Origin of the sequence: Neorhizobium fuzhouense, from assembly GCF_042611105.1 — a bacterium.
In the GTDB taxonomy this organism is placed as follows: Bacteria; Pseudomonadota; Alphaproteobacteria; order Rhizobiales; family Rhizobiaceae; genus Neorhizobium; species Neorhizobium galegae_A.
The window spans coordinates 302,824-322,023 of sequence record NZ_JBHFFP010000001.1; the positions used below are offsets into that span (position 1 = coordinate 302,824).

Genomic DNA, 19,200 nt, shown 5'->3' on the forward strand with positions numbered 1-19,200 from the left:
CCTTGTCAAAACAAACACCGCTTGTCGAGCCAAGTTGCGACAGGGGCTCGCAGTTGTGGACAGGCTCCTCCTCGTTTTCCATAAAAAGCTATCTTACGTTTACGTCCACGTCAATATTGCGCAACGGCGAAGGTGTTGACCGGCGCCAAAGCCTGCAATGCCTTGCGGTAGCGAGTTTTCCTTACGCCTCCTCGCCCTTCACGCGATCAAGCCAGAAAAAGTAATGCCGCGTATCGCCCGCAATGCTCATGACGCCGAGGAGACGGTCATCATCGAGTTTGCGGAAATGATCGATAATCGGCTGGCGGTCATAGGCCATGGCCGCGCTTGCGACGCCGCGAAAGCGCTGGGTTCTGAGGGCAGCGACGGTTGTTCGCGCACGCAGCGCCTTTATCAGATAGGAAAACAGGTTTCGCGCGATCGGGCGGCGCCCGAACCGGGAAAAGCGCAGGCCAAGGCGCAGCGGCACGCCGGCCGGATCGACCGGGATCAGCCGACGATCATCCCAGAAGAACAGCAGCGCGTCGGCGCGCCCGTCAGGATGGAACCGCTTGCCGTACCAGCCCAGATTTTCGAGAACGCCATCGAGCGGATGGCCGGTCGCAAGACCACGGCCGCGCCAGAGCCCGTGGATCGCGCCGGGCTCGACCGGCTGAAGACTGTCGAATAGCGCAAATGCCTCGTCTTCGTCTTTCGGGATACTCATCCTCACCCATGTCCGTTTGATGTCGCCCGTGCCGCAAACGAGCTCTATGAACGAGGCCAAACGCGCAGGCCCTCGAAAAGATGCGCGACCCTCTTGGCATTTGGCGGATGATAACCGGGTATCGCGTCCGCTTGCAGCTTGCAATCGTCGGGCGTTTTGCCTCCTATCGCAGCACCTATGAAATTCAGGAACGCCCCCTCATGGCCAAGGAACCGAAACTCGAACATTCCGAATTCTCCGGCGAATTCGAAGATGACGGCATCACGGTGCTTGTGGATATCTTCCGCCCCGCCGGCACCCAGCAGGACTGGCAAATGGAGGTGGTGAGCCAGGATGATGACGTCACCTCCTGGGAAGAACCCTTTGCCACGGACCGCGACGCCTGGGAGGAATTTCTGGCAACCGTGGAGCGCGACGGCATTCGCTCGTTCCTCGATGCCGACGAGCCATCCGGCTCCACCCATTGATCGCAGCAGGACACCGTCCTATGCCCCCGGCTGACGTGCCGCTGCACCGTTAGCGGGGCTGGCCGCGTTGAAACCGGAGCTGCCGCTTGGTAAGCTTGGCGCAGCAGATTTAGTCTCAGGAAGGATTATTTGATGGATTTCGGCATTTCCGGCAAGCGCGCCCTCGTGCTTGCCTCTTCGCGCGGCCTTGGCCTTGGCATTGCAACCGCTCTTGCCCGCGAAGGCGTACATGTACTTCTGAGCGGACGAAGCGGCGACCGGCTTCAGGCCAATTGCGATGCGATCAACGCCGAGGGCAAGGGCAAGGCTGACTGGATCTGGTCCGATCTCGCCGAACCGGATGCGGTCGAAGCCCTGAAGAAGGCCGTTTCCGAAAAGCTCGGCGGCGTCGACATTCTCGTCAACAATACCGGTGGCCCGACGCCGGGCACGGCCGAAGACATGAATGCCGACAAGCTGGAACTGTTCTTCCAGAGCATGGTGCTGAGCGTGATTTCGGTCACCAACGCCTTCCTGCCGGCCATGAAGGAACAGGGCTGGGGCCGCATCCTCACGGTCGCCTCATCCGGCGTCATTGAACCGATCGGCAATCTTGCGCTCTCCAACACGCTGCGCGGGGCGCTCGTCGGCTGGAACAAGACGCTGGCAACCGAAATCGCCGGCCATGGCGTCACCGCCAACCTGATCCTGCCCGGCCGCATCCATACCGACCGTATCGATGAACTGGACGGCGCCAATGCCAAGCGCCAGGGCAAGTCGCTGGACGAGGTGCGCAGCGCCTCCATCAAGACCATCCCCGCCGGCCGGCTCGGCACGGTCGAGGAATTCGCCTCTGTCGGCGCCTTCCTCTGCTCTGCGCCGGCCGCCTATCTGACGGGTTCGATGATCCGCGTCGACGGCGGTGCAGCAAAGTCTCTCTGACGAAAGTAACCGCCGCGAAAGCACATTTCGCGGCGGCCGTTCATCTTTCTACGACATTACCGGAATTTAAGGTGATTTCGCCAGGCTTTGGGCGTTTTCTTCTGTCGACGTTTCGCAGTGCGGAAATGTCGACAGAAGATCATCGACGCACCGGGCCCCTTCATGAAAAAGCTCTGGACCTTTACCGGCATTATCGCAATCGGCGCAGCGGGCGCCTGGTATTTTCAGGATGCCCTGCCATCCTACCTGCGCATCCCCTCCGTCAAGCAATTGGCCGCAGCCGCCGGCTTCGGCAGCATTCCGGGCGACAGCTCAGCGGCGGCTTCGAAGGGCGACGGCGGTGAACAGGCCCAGGGCCAGCGTCGCAAGGGCGAGCAGGCAGCAGGCCAGGGCGGAGAACAGGCGCAAAATCAGGGCCAGGGTCAGGGCGGTGGCAAACCCGCAGGCCAGGGCCGGCGTGGCGGCGGACCATCCGTCGTCAAGACCATTCCCGCCACCACCGGCATTCTTGCCCTCGACGTTGCCGCAACCGGCTGGGCCGAGGCCGATGAAACAACCACGATTGCAGCGCTTCAGCAGGGTCTCGTCGTCTCTGTTGCCGCAAAGGACGGCGACGAGGTGAAAGCCGGCACGCTGATCGCAAAGCTTGACGATCGCACTGCTGCTGCAACCGTTGCCAAGGACAAGGCCAATATCGTCAGCGATGAGGCAAGCCTTGCGGAACTGGAAGCCGCGCTTCAGCGCGCTGAAAACCTGCTGAAGCAGAATGTCCAATCGCAGCAGAGCTTCGAACAGGCCAAGGGAGCGCGCGACCAGGCCGCGGCCAAGGTGGATGCCGACCGCGCAACGCTTGTGGTCGATGAGGTCGCACTCGAGCACACCGATATCCGCGCCCCGTTTGACGGGCGCCTCGGCGACATCGCCGTCAGCCAGGGCGCCTATGTCAGTGCCGGCGCCACCATCGTCACCATCACCCGCTACGACCCGATCTCGGTCGCCTTCCAACTGCCGCAGCGTTACCTGCCGCAGTTGCGTGTCGGCATCGATACGGGCGCCGCGGTCGATGCAGATCCGGCCGCAACGGGCGGCGTGGTCGACAGCGGCAAGCTGATCTTCTTCGACAATGCCGTCAACCAGAGTTCCGGCACCGTGCTGGTCAAGGCACAGTTCAAGAACGACAAGGGGCTTCTCTGGCCGGGCCAGAGCGTCAATGTCACCGCCCATTTCACCCCGAGCGACCGCTCGATCATCGTGCCGACAGTGGCCGTACGCCCCGGCGCCGACGGCTCCTTCGTCTATACGGTGGATGGCACCGGCAAGGTGCATGCAACGCCAGTTACCGTGATCCGCGCCAATGGCGACAAGACGGCGATTGCCGAGGGTCTGCGCGACGGCGATCATGTCGTGGTGGAGGGTCAGGTCCAGCTCGCCAACGGCCAGTCGGTCATTGAGCAGTTCTCCGGCGACGATGCCAACCGGCCGCTGCCCGTCGCCGATGCGACCTCCATGACGGGAGGCATCAAACCATGATCCCTGCCTTCTGTATCAACCGGCCGGTTGCCACCATTCTTCTGGCCGTCGGCCTTGTTCTGGCAGGCCTTGCCGGCTACCGGCTGCTGCCGGTCGCAGCCCTGCCGAAGGTCGATTTTCCCACCATCAACGTGTCGGCCTCGCTGTCGGGTGCCTCGCCGGAAACCATGGCAACCTCGGTTGCCACGCCGCTCATCAAGAAATTCGAAACGATCCCGGGTGTGAGCGAAATCAGCGCCACCAACTCGCTCGGCAATACGTCGATCGTCCTGCAGTTCGATCTCAACCGCGACATCGATGCCGCCGCCGCCGACGTGCAGGCCGCCATCTCCCAGGCCACCCGCCAGTTGCCCAGCAACATGACGACGGCCCCGAGCTATCGCAAGACCAATCCGGCCGATGCGCCGATCCTGCTGCTGACCATCAATTCGAATGAAATGCCGCGCTCGAAGGTGGATGATATCGCGCAGAACGTCATCTCTCCGCTTCTGTCCACCCTGTCCGGCGTCGCAGAAGTCAGCATCTACGGCTCGCAGACCTATGCCGTGCGCGTGGAACTCGACCCGGCCAATCTGCAGGCCCGCGGGCTTGGAGTCGATACCGTCACCTCCGCCATTTCCGACGCCAACAGCCAGACCCCGGTCGGCTCGCTGCAAAACACCAGCCAGCAGCTGACGATCAACGCCCATACCCAGCGCACCAATGCCGACGAGTTCAAGTCGCTGGTGATCGCCACGAAGAACGGTTCGCCCGTCCATCTGGGCGATGTCGCCGTGGTGAAGGACAGTGTCGAGAATCTCGATGCCGGCAGCTGGTATGACGGCAAGCAGGCGATCGTTCTCGCCGTCCAGCGCCAGCCGGACGCCAACACGGTGGATGTGGTCAACGAGATCAAGGCCAAGCTGCCGGCGCTCATGCAGCAACTGCCGCCATCCGTTCATATCAACGTGATGAACGACGCCTCTACGTCCATCAAGGACGCCATCAGCGACGTGCAGTTCACGCTATTCCTCACCATTGCCCTGGTGGTGCTGGTGATCTACCTCTTCACCGGCCATCTGACGGCAACCCTCATTCCGGGCCTTGCCGTGCCGCTGTCGCTGATTGCCACCTTCGGCGCCATGTATGTGATGGGCTACAGCATCGACAACATCTCGCTTCTCGGGCTGACGCTCTCCGTCGGCCTTGTCGTGGACGATGCCATCGTCATGCTGGAAAACATCCTGCGGCTTTCCGAAGAGGGCATGTCGATGCGCGAGGCGGCGCTGAAGGGCGCCTCGGAAGTCAGCTACACCATCCTGTCCATGTCCATCTCGCTGGTGGCCGTGTTCATCCCGATCCTTCTGATGGGCGGCGTCGTCGGGCGCCTGTTCAACGAGTTCGGTATGGTCGTCACGCTTGCCATCATGGCATCGGCGCTGGTGTCGCTGACCGTGACGCCGATGCTCGGCGCACGGCTGTCCGCCCATTCCAGCCGCCCGCCCGCCATCATCCGCTGGTTCGATGCGGGCTTCAATCGCACGCTTGCCGGTTACGGGGCAGCCGTTGCCTGGTGCCTGCGGCACCGCTTCATCGTGCTGATGAGCTTTCTCGCCTCGCTTGGCGCGTCCGGCTGGCTGTTTGCCACCCTGCCCTCCAGCTTCTTCCCGCAGGAAGATATTGGCCGCCTGTCGGTGTCCACCCGTTCGCGCGAAGACATTTCCTACACGGCCATGCGGGATCTGCAGGCACAGGTGGCGGCCATCATCGGCAAGAACCCGGCGGTCAAGCATGTCACTTCCATCGTCGGCGGCAGCTCGCGCAGCCCCCTCAACAATGGCTCGATGTTCGTCGAACTGAAGGACAAGGATGAGCGCGCGCCGCTTGCCCAGACCATTGACGAGCTGCGCCGGGCAACCGGCAAGATCGCCGGCATCAAGACCTTCATCACGCCACAGCAGAGCCTGCGCTTTGGCGGCCGCAGCACGGCCAGCCAGTACCAGCTGGTCATCCAGGCGCTGAATGCCAGCGCCACCGACGAATGGGCCGATAAGCTGCAGACCGCCATGCGTCGCGACGGCAGCTTCACCGACGTCACCTCGGACGCGCAGAATGGTGCGATTGCCGCCGACATCACCGTCGATCCGGAAAAGGCAGCCGCCTATGGCGTTGCCAACAACCAGCTGCGCCAGACGCTCGAAATGGCGTTCGGCGGCTACACGGCCGCGCAGATCCAGTCCACCGGCGACAGCTATGACGTCATCGTCGAATTCGACAAGGACAAGCCCTGGAACGACGAGTTCCTGCGCGACATCAATGTGCTGTCGTCCAATGGCAGCCTGGTGCCGCTCTCCAACTTCGCCTCCGTGCAGCGCAAGAAGGCGCCGGTGACCATCAACCAGACCGGCCAGCTGGTCTCCACCACCGTCTCCTTCAACCTGCCCGACGGCGTTTCGCTCAGCCAGGCAACCGCTCGCATCGACGAGATCAAGGCAGGCCTTGCCATGCCGGCGGACGTCTTCACCTCCTATGGCGGCACGGCGGCGATCTTCAAGGATTCGCAGGGCAATACCGGCCTTCTGATCCTTGCGGCCGTGCTGACCATCTATGTGGTGCTCGGCGTGCTCTATGAAAGCTTCATCCACCCGCTTACAATCCTGTCCGGTCTTCCGGCGGCGGCCTTCGGTGCACTGCTCGCCTTGAAGATCATGAACTTCGACCTCTCCGTCATCGCGCTGATCGGTCTTCTGATGCTGATCGGCATCGTCAAGAAGAACGCCATCATGATGATCGACGTGGCGGTCGAACTGATCCGCGACAAGGGCGAGACGGCAGCCGTTGCCATCCACGAAGCCTCCGTGCGGCGCTTCCGGCCCATCATGATGACGACGTTCTGCGCGCTGCTCGGGGCACTGCCCATCGCGCTCGGCTCCGGCGCCAGCTCGGAACTGCGCCAGCCGCTTGGCATTGCCGTGGTCGGCGGCCTGCTCGTCTCGCAGCTGCTGACGCTGTTCATCACCCCGGTCATCTTCGTGGAGATGGACCGCATGGGGCGGGCGGTGACGCGCCTGTTTACGCGCCGGCCACATTCCGAAGCCCCGGCCAATTCCGAAGGACTTGGCCACCACACGCCGGCAGCCGCCGCCGAATAGGGGAGCCCCCAAGTCAATCCGCGCCGTCTTGGAACAAGCGCGGATTGACGCCCTTTGCAAAGAGAGCGACTTGCCAAGTCCCTTGTCCTGTGCGATCAGCGCCCCCTCACCATAAAGGCGGGGCGCCGGTCGCCCCTTTGCGTTCGGCGCGCTTGCGGCGCGCCGCCTCAGGCATATTTGACAGGAAGGATGACGGCCATGGCACGTGCGCTCGGGCTCGACTTCGGCACGACCAATACCGTTCTGGCGCAGGCTGAAGCCGGCGGTAGCACCACCCGCTCGCTGGATTTCACCAGCAGTGCCGGCGTGACGGACAGCATGCGCACGGCGCTATCCTTCATGAAGGATCAAAACCTCGGCGCCCAGGCCTTGAAAGTGGAAGCGGGACAGGCGGCGATCCGCATGTTCATCGACAATCCGGGCGATTGCCGCTTCCTGCAGTCGATCAAGACCTTTGCCGCCAGCGCCGCCTTCCAGGCCACCCAGGTGTTTGCGCGCCGCCAGCAGTTCGAGGATCTGATGGAGATCTTCCTGCGCCGCCTGCAGACCTATGCCGGCGACGGCTGGCCTGAGGAGATCTCGCGCCTGATGGTCGGGCGTCCCGTGCGCTTTGCCGGCGGCAATCCGGATGAAAAGCTGGCGATCGAGCGCTACCAGGCGGCGCTGACCCGCTTCGGCTTTCCCGAAATCCATTATGTCTACGAGCCGGTGGCGGCCGCCTACTACTTTGCCCAGTCGCTGGAGCGGGATGCAAACGTGCTGGTCGCCGATTTCGGCGGCGGCACCACCGACTATTCGCTCATCCGCTTCGAGCGCCACGCCGGCCAGTTGCGCGCCGTGCCCATTGGCCATTCCGGCGTCGGCATCGCCGGCGATCACTTCGATTACCGGCTGATCGACAATCTCGTCTCGCCGGAGATCGGCAAGGGCAGCCATTTCAAGAGCTTTGGCAAGCTGCTCGACGTGCCGGCCGGCTACTATGCCAATTTCGGCCGCTGGAACCAGCTGTCGATCTTCAAGACGACGCGCGAATTTGCCGATCTGCAATCGCTGGTGCGCTCGGCAAGCGAGCCGGAAAAGCTGGAACTCTTCATCGAACTGATCGAGCACGATGAGGGCTATCCGCTCTACCAGGCGATCTCGGCCACCAAGATGGCCCTGTCGAAGGAGGAGGAAGCGGAGTTCAATTTCTCGCCGCTTGGCAAGGCCGGCAGAAAGCTGGTGAAGCGCGCCGATTTCGAAACCTGGATTGCCGACGATCTGGCCCGCATCGAAGAGGCGCTGGACGAGGTTCTTCAGAAGACCAATACGCCGGCCGATGCCGTCGACAAGGTCTTCCTAACCGGTGGCACCTCCTTCGTGCCCGCCGTGCGCCAGATTTTCACGCGCCGTTTCGATGCCGGGCGTATCGAAAGCGGCGGCGAGCTGTTGTCGATTGCCCATGGCCTGGCGCTGATCGGCGAGAGCGGCGACATTGCGCAATGGGCCGCCTGAGGCAAGTTCGCCGGGGAGAACGGCTGCCAGGCGGGTTTAACCGGCAGGGCAGATCGGCTAGAGTGGCCGCATGATCGAAGCCAGCCACCTTGCCCCGGCAGAACTTGCAGCCCTTTTGCATTTCTATGCCGATTCCGGAGTCGAATGGCTGCTTGAGGATGCGCCCGTCGATCGCATTGCAGCCTTTGCCGAGCAACAGGCGGCCCGCGCCGCCCAGATGCGCGATCGCACGCCGCCGCCGGCAGCGGCGCCTTCGGACAACGGCCGCCGTGGCCCGGGACAGACAGAGGCGCGGGCGCCTGCGCCGCGGTCGCCGGCACCGACGGCCGCCGTTGCCATTCCCGATGCGGAGGCGGTCGCCGCGGCGCGCCTTGCGGCTGAGGGCGCAAGCTCGCTGGAGGAGTTAAAGACCGCGCTTGAAGCGTTTTCCGGCTGCAACCTGAAGAACGGCGCACGGTCCACCGTCTTTGGCACCGGCAATCCGTCCTCCGGCATCATGGTTATCGGCCCGATGCCGTCTGCCGACGATGACCGTGACGGCACGCCGTTTGCCGGACGCCAGGGCCAGTTGCTGGACCGCATGCTGGCCGCCATCGGGCTGTCGCGCGAGAGTGTTTATCTATCGAACGTCGTGCCGTGGCGCCCGCCGGGCAACCGTCCGCCCTCTCCCGCCGAAATCGAAATCTGCCGGCCCTTCATCGAGCGACAGATCGCGCTTGCTAGGCCGCAGCACCTGCTGCTGCTCGGCAATTTCACCGTGCGCTTCTTCTTTGACAGCGACGGCACGATTTTCAGCCTGCGCGGCGAATGGCGCGACCTCGTCCTGGGCGGCCTTTCGGTGAAAGCGCTTGCCAGCCTGCACCCGCAGGATCTTCTGACGGCGCCGGCCAACAAGGCGCTCGCCTGGCAGGATCTTCTCAGCTTCAAGCAGGGCCTCGCAGGCTGATTGCCGCGAAATTGCGCAGCGTTAATGTTTTATGAAGCGAGCCATGCGCTAAACGCAGGGCAGCGAACCGTTCTCTCCCGTTGCCGAATCCATACCGCAGTGCAATATAAGCACTGTGTCTTGGGAGGAAAACGGTACAGGAACCAAGGCCATGACCACGCGCATTCGCCCCATTCATTCCGGCTTCGAGACCCTTCGTCTCGCCGGTCTTTCGCCCCGCTCCACGCAAGGGTATCACAGCTTCGGCTCTGCGACGCATGAGCAGCTGACCGCGCGCGCCTTGTCGCGCCGTGGCAGCTTGACGCGTCCGACCGCAGTCTTTGCCGATTTTCGCGAGCGCTGAAACCGGTCGAAAAGACTGAAGCGCCGCAGTGGATTGCAATTTAAGGTCCGGACTAGGCTTATCAGCGCTGCCGGACATGCCGGAGACCACAGTCGATGAAGCATTCGATCCGCCCCCTGTTGCGCATGTATGATGCCTTTGCCTCTATCGGCGCCGCCGTGCGCGCCAGCCGCGAGTTCACCTGCGCGGCCAGCGCCTGCGAGCGCACCGTGACGCAGTCGAGCGGCATTCCACTCTGAACAATTATCCCCTGTGAAAAGTCAGGCAGGCGGCGCGGATGCCTTTCGCGCTGCTTTGCGTTCCAGCCCCAGCTGGTGTTCACGGTAGATGATGAAGATGCCGGCCGAAATGGTGATCGCCGTCCCGATCAGCATGGAGATCGTCGGCACGTCGCCAAACAGCACATAGGCAATGATAATGCCGAGAATGATCGAGGAATAATCGAACGGCGCGACGGTGGAGACATCCGCATGCCGATAGCTTTCCGTGAGAAAGATCTGTCCCAGGCCGCCGAAGAAGCCGGAGGCAATGAGAAAGATCTTGACCTCGGTCGACAACTCCGCCCAGCCGAAGGGCAGGCTCAGCAGCGAAAGCACCGCAGCCGTCAGCGAGAAATAGACGACGATGGTCGAGGTTTTCTCGGTGCGCACCAGCTGGCGCGTCTGCACCATGGCGAGCCCCCCAAGCACCGCCGCCAGCAGCACGGAGGCCGCCCCCATGGCCGGACCGCTTTCCATGCCGCCATGGCTGAACAGCGAAAGCTTCGGCCAGGAAATGATCAGCACACCGAAGATGCCGATGGCAACCGCCGTCCAGCGATAGACGCGCACCGTCTCCTTCAGGATCAGCGCAGCGAAGATGACCGCCATCAGCGGCGAGGCATAGCCGATGGCAATCGCATCGGGCAGCGGCAGATGAATGAGTCCGTAAAAGCCGCAGGCCATGCCGCCAATCCCGAGCACGCCCCGCTTCAGGTGTCCGAACGGGCTACTGGTGCGAAAGGCGGTATTGAGGTCGCCGCGCATGGCGAGATAGATCAGGATCGGCACCAGCGCAAAGGCGGACCGGTAGAAGGTGATCTGGCCGGCGGGAATGCCGTCGCCGGCCGCCTTGATGCATGTCTGCATGCCGAGAAAGACGATGACGGACAGAATTTTCATGGCAATCCCCCGCAAGGGATCATGGGCCTCGGGACTCATAACGCTAACTCGCCGCCGGACCTGACAGAACCGACCAAAGAAATATAAGGACTCAGGAAGTCTCGACAGTAACCCAAACTGCCGCCCTGAATCATCATCTCTTGTGATGAATCGATCAATCTGGAAAAATTGCGGCTGCAGGCCTCGACATCGGTCGCCTTTGGGCCGAGTTTTAGCAATCATTCAGTTTTCAGTGCAATATTCGTGGCCGCTTCCTCACCGTCGACGAAATATTCGGCCCCATTTGCCAAGTCCAGACCAGGAAATAACATGCGCACAGATACGGGTCAGATCGTCCATCTGGCAGACTACCGCCCCACTGACTTCGTTCTGGAACGTGTCGATCTGACCTTCGAACTGGATCCGACGGCCACGCGACTGGAAGCCCGCCTGATCTTTCACCGTCGGCCCGGTGCGGACGGCAAAGCACCGCTCATCCTCGATGGCGATGAGCTGACGCTTGCCGAACTGCGGCTCGACCAGAACGAACTGCCGGCCGCCCAATTCGACGTGACGCCGGATAGCCTCGTGATCCGCGACCTGCCGGAGACGGCTCCCTTCGAGGTGACGGTCATCACCGTCATCAACCCTGAAGCCAATACGCAGCTGATGGGGCTTTACCGCACCAGCGGCGTCTATTGCACCCAGTGCGAGGCGGAAGGCTTTCGCCGCATCACCTATTTCCCCGACCGGCCGGATGTGCTGGCGCCCTACACGATCACCATCATTGCCGACAAGGCGACCAATCCGGTGCTGTTGTCGAACGGCAATTTCCTCGGTGGCGGCAATTATGACGAGGGGCGCCATTTCGCCGCCTGGTTCGATCCCTTCCCCAAGCCGAGCTATCTGTTTGCGCTGGTCGCCGGAGATCTCGGCGTCGTCGAAGATACCTTCACCACGCAATCCGGCCGCGAGGTCGCGCTGAAGATCTATGTGGAGCACGGCAAGGAGCCGCGCGCCGCCTATGCCATGGATGCGCTGAAGCGCTCGATGCGATGGGATGAGGAACGCTTCGGGCGCGAATATGATCTCGACATCTTCATGATCGTCGCCGTGTCCGACTTCAACATGGGCGCCATGGAGAACAAGGGCCTCAACGTCTTCAACGACAAATATGTGCTGGCCGACCCGGATACGGCAACAGACCAGGACTATGCCAATATCGAAGCGATCATCGCGCATGAGTATTTCCACAACTGGACCGGCAACCGCATCACCTGCCGCGACTGGTTCCAGCTCTGCCTCAAGGAAGGCCTGACGGTTTACCGCGATCACGAATTTTCAGCCGACCAGCGCTCGCGCGCCGTCAAGCGCATCGCCGAAGTGCGCCACCTGAAGTCGGAGCAGTTTCCCGAGGATGCCGGCCCGCTGGCGCATCCGGTGCGCCCGACGACCTATCGCGAAATCAACAATTTCTACACGACGACCGTCTATGAAAAGGGTTCGGAAGTCACCCGCATGATCGCCACCATTCTCGGTCGCGATCTCTTCAAGCAGGGCATGGACCTCTATTTCGACCGGCACGATGGCGAGGCGGCGACCGTCGAAGATTTCGTCGCGTGTTTTGCAGAGGTGAGTGGTCGCGACCTGTCGCAGTTCTCGCGCTGGTACCATCAGGCGGGAACGCCGCGGGTCACCGTCTCGGCACGCTACGATGCCGCAGCCCAGAGTTTCAGCCTGTTGCTGGAGCAGGCGATTCCCGCCACGCCCGGCCAGCCGGTCAAGGAGCCGATGCACATCCCCCTCTCCTTCGCGCTGCTTCTGGACAATGGCGCCATTGCCGAGCCGGCTTCGGTGTCGGGCGGCGAGGCAACAGGCGACGTGCTGCATCTTCAGGAGCGCGCGCAGACCTTCACCTTTGCCGGCATCGCCACGCGCCCGGTCCTGTCGCTCAACCGCGGCTTTTCGGCGCCAATCAATCTCGATTTTGCCCAGACGCCGGAAGACCTTGCCCATATCGCCCGCCACGACAGCGACCTGTTTGCGCGCTGGCAGGCGCTTACGGACCTGGCCCTGCCGAACCTGATGCAGGCCGCGCGCGATGCCCGCGCCGGCAACGACATCACCTGCGATCCGGCTTTGCTGTCGGCCCTACTGGAAGCCGTCGGTGACGAGAGCCTGGAGCCGGCCTTCCGCGCGCAGGTTCTCGCCCTGCCGAGCGAAGCCGACATTGCCCGTGAACTCGGCGGCAATACGGATCCGGACGCGATCCATGCCGGTCGCCAGGCCATCTTGGCCCTGGTGGCAGAGGCCGGCGCGAAAACCTTTGAACAGCTGTTCAACACCTTGCGCGGTTCGGGCCCGTTTACACCCAACGCGGCAAGCGCCGGCAAGCGGGCGCTGCGCAACAGCGCCCTCTCCTACCTGTCCTATCTGGATGGCGGCGTCGATCGTGCGTCGAGCGCCTTTGCAGAGGCCGACAACATGACCGACATGGTGCAGGCGCTGACGGTGCTTGCGCATCGCTTCCCCGGTCAGGCCGCCACGGCCAATGCGCTCGGAGCCTTCCTCAAGCGGTTCGAAGGCAATGCGCTGGTGCTCGACAAGTGGTTCTCGCTGCAGGCGACCATTCCCGGCAACGCCGCGCTGGCGCGCGTGCGCGCGCTGATGGAAGATCCGAACTATGTCGCCGGCAACCCGAACCGGGTGCGTGCGCTCATCGGCGCCTTCGCCTTCTCCAACCCCACCGGCTTCAACCGTGCCGATGGCGAAGGCTACCGCTTCCTTGCCCGCCAGATCCTTGCCATCGATCCGCGCAATCCGCAGCTTGCCGCACGCCTCCTGACGGCCATGCGCTCGTGGCGGTCGCTGGAACCGGCGCGCGCCGAGCATGCGCGGGCGGCTCTTTCAGAGATCAGCGGCACGGCCGGCCTCTCCACCGATGTGCGCGACATTGTCGAGCGCATGCTGAAGGAATGACGTTCAGCGGGCTCCGACTGCAATCTTTTCAGTTGTAGCGCCCGTTTCCGCAGCCTCTGATTCCGCGAAAACACGCGAAATTGCGCGAAAACGACTCAAACGCAAAAACCGGACCATATGGTTAAGATTTTATGACCACATGCTCTGGACAAGGCGAATCGGCTTTGATTCACTGTGCATAGTTCGCAAGCGGCATTGCGAATCACGACGAGGGATCAATCAGAGCTATGGCGAACGTGCAGCGGGAGACCGCAGCCGAGGAACGGCTGCGCTTCAAATTTCCGGACGGCCTCACTCTACCGGCCATGGATGGAAGCATGCTGTCGGCGCTCAGGCATCGGCTGGACCGCCTGCCGAGCGCCGAGCTTTGGCTCAAACGCTCGATCCCGATCCTGATCATTGCCTTTCTGGCCGTCGTTGCCGCCTCGCGCCTGCTCGGGCTCGTGTCGGAACGGGCGCGCATGGAAGAGGCCGCGCGCCAGTCGACGGCGCTTCTTGCAGCGGCGAGTGCCGCCGCCTTTGCCGGTCACGAACAGCCCTTTGCCAGCGCCGATCGCAAGGCGGCCGAGGAGCGGCTCGCCCTCTTCCTGCCGCAGACCAAGCTGCAGCCGGGCGCCTTCATCGTCCTGGTCGATGCAACGGGACGCATTTTCGGCAGCAGTTTCCAGGCACGCCCCTATATCGGCGAGCGCCTCGACACGCTCCTGCCGGAAATGGTGGCGCTTCGCCGCTTCGGCGACGATGACGGTGTCATCGAGACCCGGTTCAACGACATTCCCCATTATGCCGCCATCAAGGCCATTGGTGGTCCGGCCGGCGGGCTCGTGGTCGCCGGCCACTCGCTGGAAGCCGCCGATCAGTTCTGGCGCCAGCAGGTTTCGCTCAACGTCACGCTGTTTACCGGCATCTCCTCGGTGCTACTCGTCATCCTCTATGCCTATTACATGCAGGTAAAGCGCGCCCGCGACGCCGACGAAATCTTTCTGGAATCCAACATGCGCGTGGAAACGGCGCTGTCACGCGGCCGTTGTGGCCTCTGGGATTTCGATCTCGCCAACCGCCGCCTGTTCTGGTCGCGCTCCATGTATGAAATGCTCGGCCTGCCGCCGGGCAACAACATGCTGTCCTTCAGCGAAGCGGCCCGCATGATGCACCCCTCCGACGGAAATCTCTTTGCGTTGGCGCGCTCTGTCGGGCGCGGCCATGAAAAGCAAATCGACCAGGTGTTTCGCATGCGCCATGCCGCCGGCCACTATGTGTGGATGCGCGCCCGTGCCCAGGTGATGAAATCGAGCAGCGGCCGCACCCACGTCATCGGCATCGCCATGGACGTGACGGAACAGCATCGCCTTGCCCAGCGCTATGCCGAGGCCGACCAGCGCCTGGCGGACGCCATCGAGTGTACGTCGGAAGCTTTCGTGCTCTGGGACAAGAACGACCGTCTGGTCATGTGCAACACCCACTTCCAGCAGGCCTATGGGCTGCCGGACAGCGTGCTGGTGCCCGGGACGGAAAAGAACGTCGTCACGGCGGCCGCGGCCCGCCCCGTCATCGAACGGCGCATTGCCGACCCCGATCACAACGGCTTTTCGCGCACCACCGAAGTGCAGCTGGCCGATGAACGCTGGCTGCAGATCAACGAGCGGCGCACAGCAGATGGCGGCATGGTTTCCGTCGGCACCGATATCTCGCTTCTCAAGCGCCACCAGGAGCGCCTGCGCGAATCCGAGCGCCGGCTGATGGCAACCATCGGCGACCTCTCGTCGTCGCAGAAGAAGCTCGAGCGCCAGAAGGCGGAGCTTTCGGTCGCAAACGCCAATTATCAGGCCGAGAAGGAGCGCGCCGAGGCCGCCAACAAGGCAAAATCGGAATTTCTGGCAAATATGAGCCATGAGCTGCGCACGCCGCTCAACGCCATCCTGGGCTTTTCGGAAATCCTGCTGAACGGCATGTTCGGCCCGGTCGGCTCGCCGAAATACAGCGAATATGCTCGCGACATCCACGACAGCGGCAAGCACCTGCTGAACGTCATCAACGACATCCTCGATATGTCGAAGATCGAGGCCGGCCACATGAAGATCGTCTGCGAGACGATCGATCTGGCGCCGCTGATCGAAGAGAGCATCCGGCTGACCTCCATGCCGGCCGAGGAGAAGTCGATCACCGTAACCCAGCGCGTCGATGCGGGCCTGTGCATGAGCGGCGATCGGCGCGCCATGAAGCAGATCCTGCTCAACCTTCTGTCCAATGCGGTGAAGTTCACCAACGAGGGCGGCCGTGTCGAATTGCGCGCCCATCAGTCGGAGCGTGGGCTGCAGCTTACCATTGCCGATACCGGCATCGGCATCCCGCGCACGGCCATCGGCAAGATCGGCCAGCCTTTCGAGCAGGTGCAGAGCCAGTATGCCAAGAGCAAGGGCGGCTCGGGTCTCGGCCTTGCCATCTCCCGCTCGCTCGTGGCGCTCCATGGCGGCTCGATGCGCATCCGCTCCAAGATCGAATGCGGCACCGTCGTCGGCCTGTTCATCCCCCAGGAGAAGACCGCCGCGGCGATAGCGCAGACAGCAGAATTGCCCGAACCCGCTTCGACAGCCGCTTGATCTCGGCTTCGACAAGCTTGAGGCTCGGGGCGTCGGCCGCCGTCAGCAACCGCTCGATCAGCCCTGCCGGCGCGTCCTTCGGCTCGAAGGAGCCCTCCACGCACAGCCGCACGATCTGCGAGAGCTCCGTGTAGAGGTGCAATGCCGCAAGGCAGGTCTCCAGGTCGTCGGGCGACAGAACCGAAGGGCCGTGATGCTTGAGCGCCGCCTCGGTGCCGTTCGTCTGGCTCTCGTCCCCGCTTTCATCGTCGCCGAGCGGGGGTTCGCTGCCGGCCACCAGCCGCAGATATTGCGCCAGAAACTCGATATCGATCAGCCCCCCGGGGATGAGCTTCAGATCCCAGAGGTCGCGCGGCGGCTTCTCCTTGTCGATGAGCCCACGCATCTCGGCGACGTCCGCTGCAATTTTTGCCCGATCCGCGGGCTCTGCCAGCACCTCGGCAATGACGCCGGACGCCTCGGCCATCAGGCTTTCCTCGCCGCACACCATGCGCGCCCGCGACAGCGCCATATGCTCCCAGGTCCAGGCCTCTTCCAGCTGGTACTTGCGAAAAGCGTTGATGCGGGTGGCAACCGGCCCCTTGTTGCCGGAAGGGCGAAGCCTGAGGTCGACCTCGAATATGATGCCCTCGGCGGTCGGCGCCGACAGCGCCGCAATCAACCGCTGCGTCACCCGGGTAAAATAGCGCATCGCATCGAGCGGCTTTGCGCCGTCCGATTCCGCCACGTCGTCGGGATAGTCGTAGAGCAGGATGAGGTCGACGTCGGAACCGGCGGTCAGCTCGAAACTGCCGAGCTTGCCCATGCCCATAACGGCCACCCGTCCGCCCGGATAGCGGCCATGGGTCTGTTTCATCTCCCGCAGAACGGCTGAAAGTGCCGCATCGATGACAAGGTCGGCGAGATCGGTGAAAGCGCGCCCCGCCTGTCTTCCGGTAATGGCGCCCGTCAGCAGCCGGATGCCGATCAGGAAGCGCTGCTCGGCGGCAAAGATGCGCAGCCGGTCCAACACCTCCTCGTAATGGCGGGCCGCGCCAACGAAGGATGCCAGCCGGTCCGAGAGATAGGTCCGCGTCGGGATTTCCTGCATCAGCCCCGGATCGAGCATGCCGTCGAAGACATGCGGGCGCGCCGCCACGATATCGGCCAGCCGCGGCGCCGCCGACATCACCATAACGAGCAGCGAGAGAAGACCCGGATTGGTGTTCAGCAGCGAAAACAGCTGGATGCCGGCTGGCAGCGCCTTCAGGAAGCCGTCGAAGCGCAACAGCGCATCGTCGGCTCTTTTGCTGCGCCCGAACGCGCTCAGAAGCTCGGGCATCAGCTCCGTCAGCCGCTCGCGCGCCTCCACCGATTGCGTCGCCCGATATCGCCCGTAATGCCAGGTGCGGATCACCCGCGACATGTCGGCCGGTCGCTCGAAGCCGAGGCGTGACAATGTCTGCAGCGTTTCCGGATCGTCGTTCTGCCCGGTGAACACCAGATTGCCATCGCCCGCCGAGAGCTTGTTTTCCTGCTCGAAGAGTTTGGCATAGCGGCGCTCCACCGTGCGCAGCACCGCCTCCAGCCTTTCCGAGAAGGCGGCCGTATCGGCAAAGCCCAGCATGAAGGCGATGCGCTTCAGCTCCGCTTCGCTCTCGGGCAGGCGATGCGTCTGCTCATCGCGCACCATCTGGATGCGGTGCTCCACATCGCGCAGGAACCAGTAGGCCTGCGTCAGCTCCTCGGCGATCTCGGGGCGGATCCACCGCGCATCGGCAAGGGCCTTCAACGCCTTCTCGGTCTCACGCTCGCGAAGTTCCGGCATGCGGCCGCCGGCAATCAGCTGCTGGGTCTGGGCGAAGAACTCGATTTCGCGGATGCCGCCGCGTCCGAGTTTCACGTCATGCCCCTTCACGGCAATCGCGCCATGCCCCTTGTGGGCGTGGATCTGCCGCTTGATCGAGTGAATATCGGCAATCGCGGCGTAGTCGAGATATTTGCGGAACACGAAGGGCACCATGTCGCGCAGAAAGGCCTCGCCGGCAGCAAGATCGCCCGCCATCGGGCGTGCCTTGATATAGGCTGCGCGCTCCCAGTTCTGCCCGCGTCCTTCGTAATAGATGAGGGCGGCCTCCACCGGCACGGCAAGCGGCGTCGAACCGGGATCCGGGCGCAGCCGCAGATCGGTGCGGAACACATAGCCGTCGCCGGTGCGCTCCTGCAGGATGCGGATCAGCCGGCGCATCATGCGCCCGTAAAGCTCCGTCACCTCCAGCGGATCAATGACGCTCGCCGCATCCGGATCGAAAAATACGACGATGTCGATATCGGAGGAATAGTTGAGCTCGTAGGCGCCGAGCTTGCCCATGGCGAGCACGATCAGCCCGGAATTTTCCGCAGGATTTGCCGGATCGGGCAGTCTCAGCTTGCCGCTCTGGTGATGGGCAAGCAACAGGTGGTCGATGGCAGCGGCTACCGCGGCATCTGCCAAGAGGCTCAGCCACCGGGTCGTTTGCCTGCATTCGATGAGGCCTGCAAGATCGCCGAGCGCCAGCAGAAAGCTCACCTCCCGCTTGGCGTGGCGCAGGGCCGTCATCACCTCGCCCTCGCCAGGTATCCTGTCTTGTCCATCGGGCTGCCAGCTCACACGCGCGCGCCGGATCGCCTCTTCGATCAGGACGTCCAGCGGAGCTTTAAGCGCGCGTGCCAGAAGCTCCGGGCTGATCGCTGCAAGGTCGCGCAGATAAGGCGATAGCGAAAAGGCGGCGACCAAAAAATCCTTAAGCGCCCCGGCCTCAGCCAGCATGCCGGCAATCGCAGGCTCCCGGCTTCCCATCTCCTTCAAGGCGGCAAGAGCCGCCTTCGCCTCCGTCTGGTTGAACGGCTTCAACGCATCCGCCGCCACGTCGCCGAGGCCTATCGCCTGTGTCGCCACGATCTCTTCCTCCCTGATCCCTTGCGG

At 63.1% G+C, this 19,200-nt stretch carries 13 protein-coding genes; 10 read left to right on the forward strand and 3 right to left on the reverse strand.

Going from position 1 to position 19,200, the window contains the following annotated elements:
- Positions 1–181: 181 nt before the first annotated feature.
- Complete coding sequence (locus ACEXP3_RS01545; protein ID WP_377295669.1) at positions 182–706, reverse strand: DUF4334 domain-containing protein; 525 nt, start codon at positions 704–706, stop codon at positions 182–184.
- A 200-nt stretch (positions 707–906) separates the two neighbouring features.
- Between ACEXP3_RS01545 and ACEXP3_RS01550 the strand changes: the two genes are divergently transcribed.
- From ACEXP3_RS01550 to ACEXP3_RS01585, 8 genes are all read left to right on the forward strand, one after another.
- Positions 907–1,173, forward strand: coding sequence for a hypothetical protein (locus ACEXP3_RS01550; protein WP_377296060.1), 267 nt, complete (start codon positions 907–909; stop codon positions 1,171–1,173).
- A 132-nt stretch (positions 1,174–1,305) separates the two neighbouring features.
- Entirely contained in the window at positions 1,306–2,094 is a 789-nt protein-coding gene (locus ACEXP3_RS01555) for an SDR family oxidoreductase (RefSeq protein WP_210103056.1), read from the forward strand.
- Positions 2,095–2,256: 162 nt separating this feature from the next.
- Entirely contained in the window at positions 2,257–3,624 is a 1,368-nt protein-coding gene (locus tag ACEXP3_RS01560) for an efflux RND transporter periplasmic adaptor subunit (RefSeq protein WP_377295670.1), read from the forward strand.
- Complete coding sequence (locus ACEXP3_RS01565) at positions 3,621–6,755, forward strand: efflux RND transporter permease subunit (protein ID WP_377295671.1); 3,135 nt, start codon at positions 3,621–3,623, stop codon at positions 6,753–6,755. The genes ACEXP3_RS01560 and ACEXP3_RS01565 overlap by 4 nt, the downstream gene beginning before the upstream one ends.
- Positions 6,756–6,953: 198 nt before the next feature.
- On the forward strand, positions 6,954–8,249 hold the full coding sequence (locus ACEXP3_RS01570; protein WP_210103059.1) for an Hsp70 family protein: 1,296 nt from the start codon (positions 6,954–6,956) through the stop codon (positions 8,247–8,249).
- Between the two features lie 70 nt (positions 8,250–8,319).
- Complete coding sequence (locus tag ACEXP3_RS01575; RefSeq protein ID WP_377295672.1) at positions 8,320–9,195, forward strand: uracil-DNA glycosylase; 876 nt, start codon at positions 8,320–8,322, stop codon at positions 9,193–9,195.
- Between the two features lie 151 nt (positions 9,196–9,346).
- Complete coding sequence (locus ACEXP3_RS01580; RefSeq protein WP_377295673.1) at positions 9,347–9,538, forward strand: hypothetical protein; 192 nt, start codon at positions 9,347–9,349, stop codon at positions 9,536–9,538.
- A gap of 95 nt (positions 9,539–9,633) precedes the next feature.
- On the forward strand, positions 9,634–9,777 hold the full coding sequence (locus ACEXP3_RS01585) for a hypothetical protein (RefSeq protein WP_210103062.1): 144 nt from the start codon (positions 9,634–9,636) through the stop codon (positions 9,775–9,777).
- A gap of 21 nt (positions 9,778–9,798) precedes the next feature.
- Here the strand turns inward: ACEXP3_RS01585 and ACEXP3_RS01590 are convergent, their stop codons facing one another.
- Positions 9,799–10,737 carry a DMT family transporter gene (locus ACEXP3_RS01590; RefSeq protein WP_377295674.1) on the reverse strand — a complete coding sequence of 313 codons (939 nt, stop codon included), beginning with the start codon at positions 10,735–10,737 and terminating at the stop codon, positions 9,799–9,801.
- A 270-nt stretch (positions 10,738–11,007) separates the two neighbouring features.
- On the opposite strand from ACEXP3_RS01590, the gene pepN reads away from it, so the two are divergent.
- Both pepN and ACEXP3_RS01600 read left to right on the forward strand, forming a co-directional pair.
- Positions 11,008–13,656 carry an aminopeptidase N gene (pepN, locus tag ACEXP3_RS01595; protein WP_377295675.1) on the forward strand — a complete coding sequence of 883 codons (2,649 nt, stop codon included), beginning with the start codon at positions 11,008–11,010 and terminating at the stop codon, positions 13,654–13,656.
- A 227-nt stretch (positions 13,657–13,883) separates the two neighbouring features.
- Positions 13,884–16,256, forward strand: coding sequence for a PAS domain-containing sensor histidine kinase (locus tag ACEXP3_RS01600; protein ID WP_377295676.1), 2,373 nt, complete (start codon positions 13,884–13,886; stop codon positions 16,254–16,256).
- On the opposite strand, the gene ACEXP3_RS01605 is transcribed toward ACEXP3_RS01600, so the two are convergent.
- Entirely contained in the window at positions 16,180–19,176 is a 2,997-nt protein-coding gene (locus ACEXP3_RS01605; RefSeq protein WP_377296061.1) for a bifunctional [glutamine synthetase] adenylyltransferase/[glutamine synthetase]-adenylyl-L-tyrosine phosphorylase, read from the reverse strand. The two genes, ACEXP3_RS01600 and ACEXP3_RS01605, sit on opposite strands and share 77 nt — an antisense overlap.
- Between the last annotated feature and the right edge of the window lie 24 nt (positions 19,177–19,200).

Excerpts from the sequence above, each read along its gene's own strand:
- ACEXP3_RS01545 (WP_377295669.1), bottom strand. The coding sequence starts at position 706 with ATGAGTATCCCGAAAGACGAAGACGAGGCATTTGCGCTATTCGACAGT.
- ACEXP3_RS01550 (WP_377296060.1), top strand. The coding sequence starts at position 907 with ATGGCCAAGGAACCGAAACTCGAACATTCCGAATTCTCCGGCGAATTC.
- ACEXP3_RS01555 (WP_210103056.1), top strand. The coding sequence starts at position 1,306 with ATGGATTTCGGCATTTCCGGCAAGCGCGCCCTCGTGCTTGCCTCTTCG.
- ACEXP3_RS01560 (WP_377295670.1), top strand. The coding sequence starts at position 2,257 with ATGAAAAAGCTCTGGACCTTTACCGGCATTATCGCAATCGGCGCAGCG.
- ACEXP3_RS01565 (WP_377295671.1), top strand. The coding sequence starts at position 3,621 with ATGATCCCTGCCTTCTGTATCAACCGGCCGGTTGCCACCATTCTTCTG.
- ACEXP3_RS01570 (WP_210103059.1), top strand. The coding sequence starts at position 6,954 with ATGGCACGTGCGCTCGGGCTCGACTTCGGCACGACCAATACCGTTCTG.
- ACEXP3_RS01575 (WP_377295672.1), top strand. The coding sequence starts at position 8,320 with ATGATCGAAGCCAGCCACCTTGCCCCGGCAGAACTTGCAGCCCTTTTG.
- ACEXP3_RS01580 (WP_377295673.1), top strand. The coding sequence starts at position 9,347 with ATGACCACGCGCATTCGCCCCATTCATTCCGGCTTCGAGACCCTTCGT.
- ACEXP3_RS01585 (WP_210103062.1), top strand. The coding sequence starts at position 9,634 with ATGAAGCATTCGATCCGCCCCCTGTTGCGCATGTATGATGCCTTTGCC.
- ACEXP3_RS01590 (WP_377295674.1), bottom strand. The coding sequence starts at position 10,737 with ATGAGTCCCGAGGCCCATGATCCCTTGCGGGGGATTGCCATGAAAATT.
- pepN (WP_377295675.1), top strand. The coding sequence starts at position 11,008 with ATGCGCACAGATACGGGTCAGATCGTCCATCTGGCAGACTACCGCCCC.
- ACEXP3_RS01600 (WP_377295676.1), top strand. The coding sequence starts at position 13,884 with ATGGCGAACGTGCAGCGGGAGACCGCAGCCGAGGAACGGCTGCGCTTC.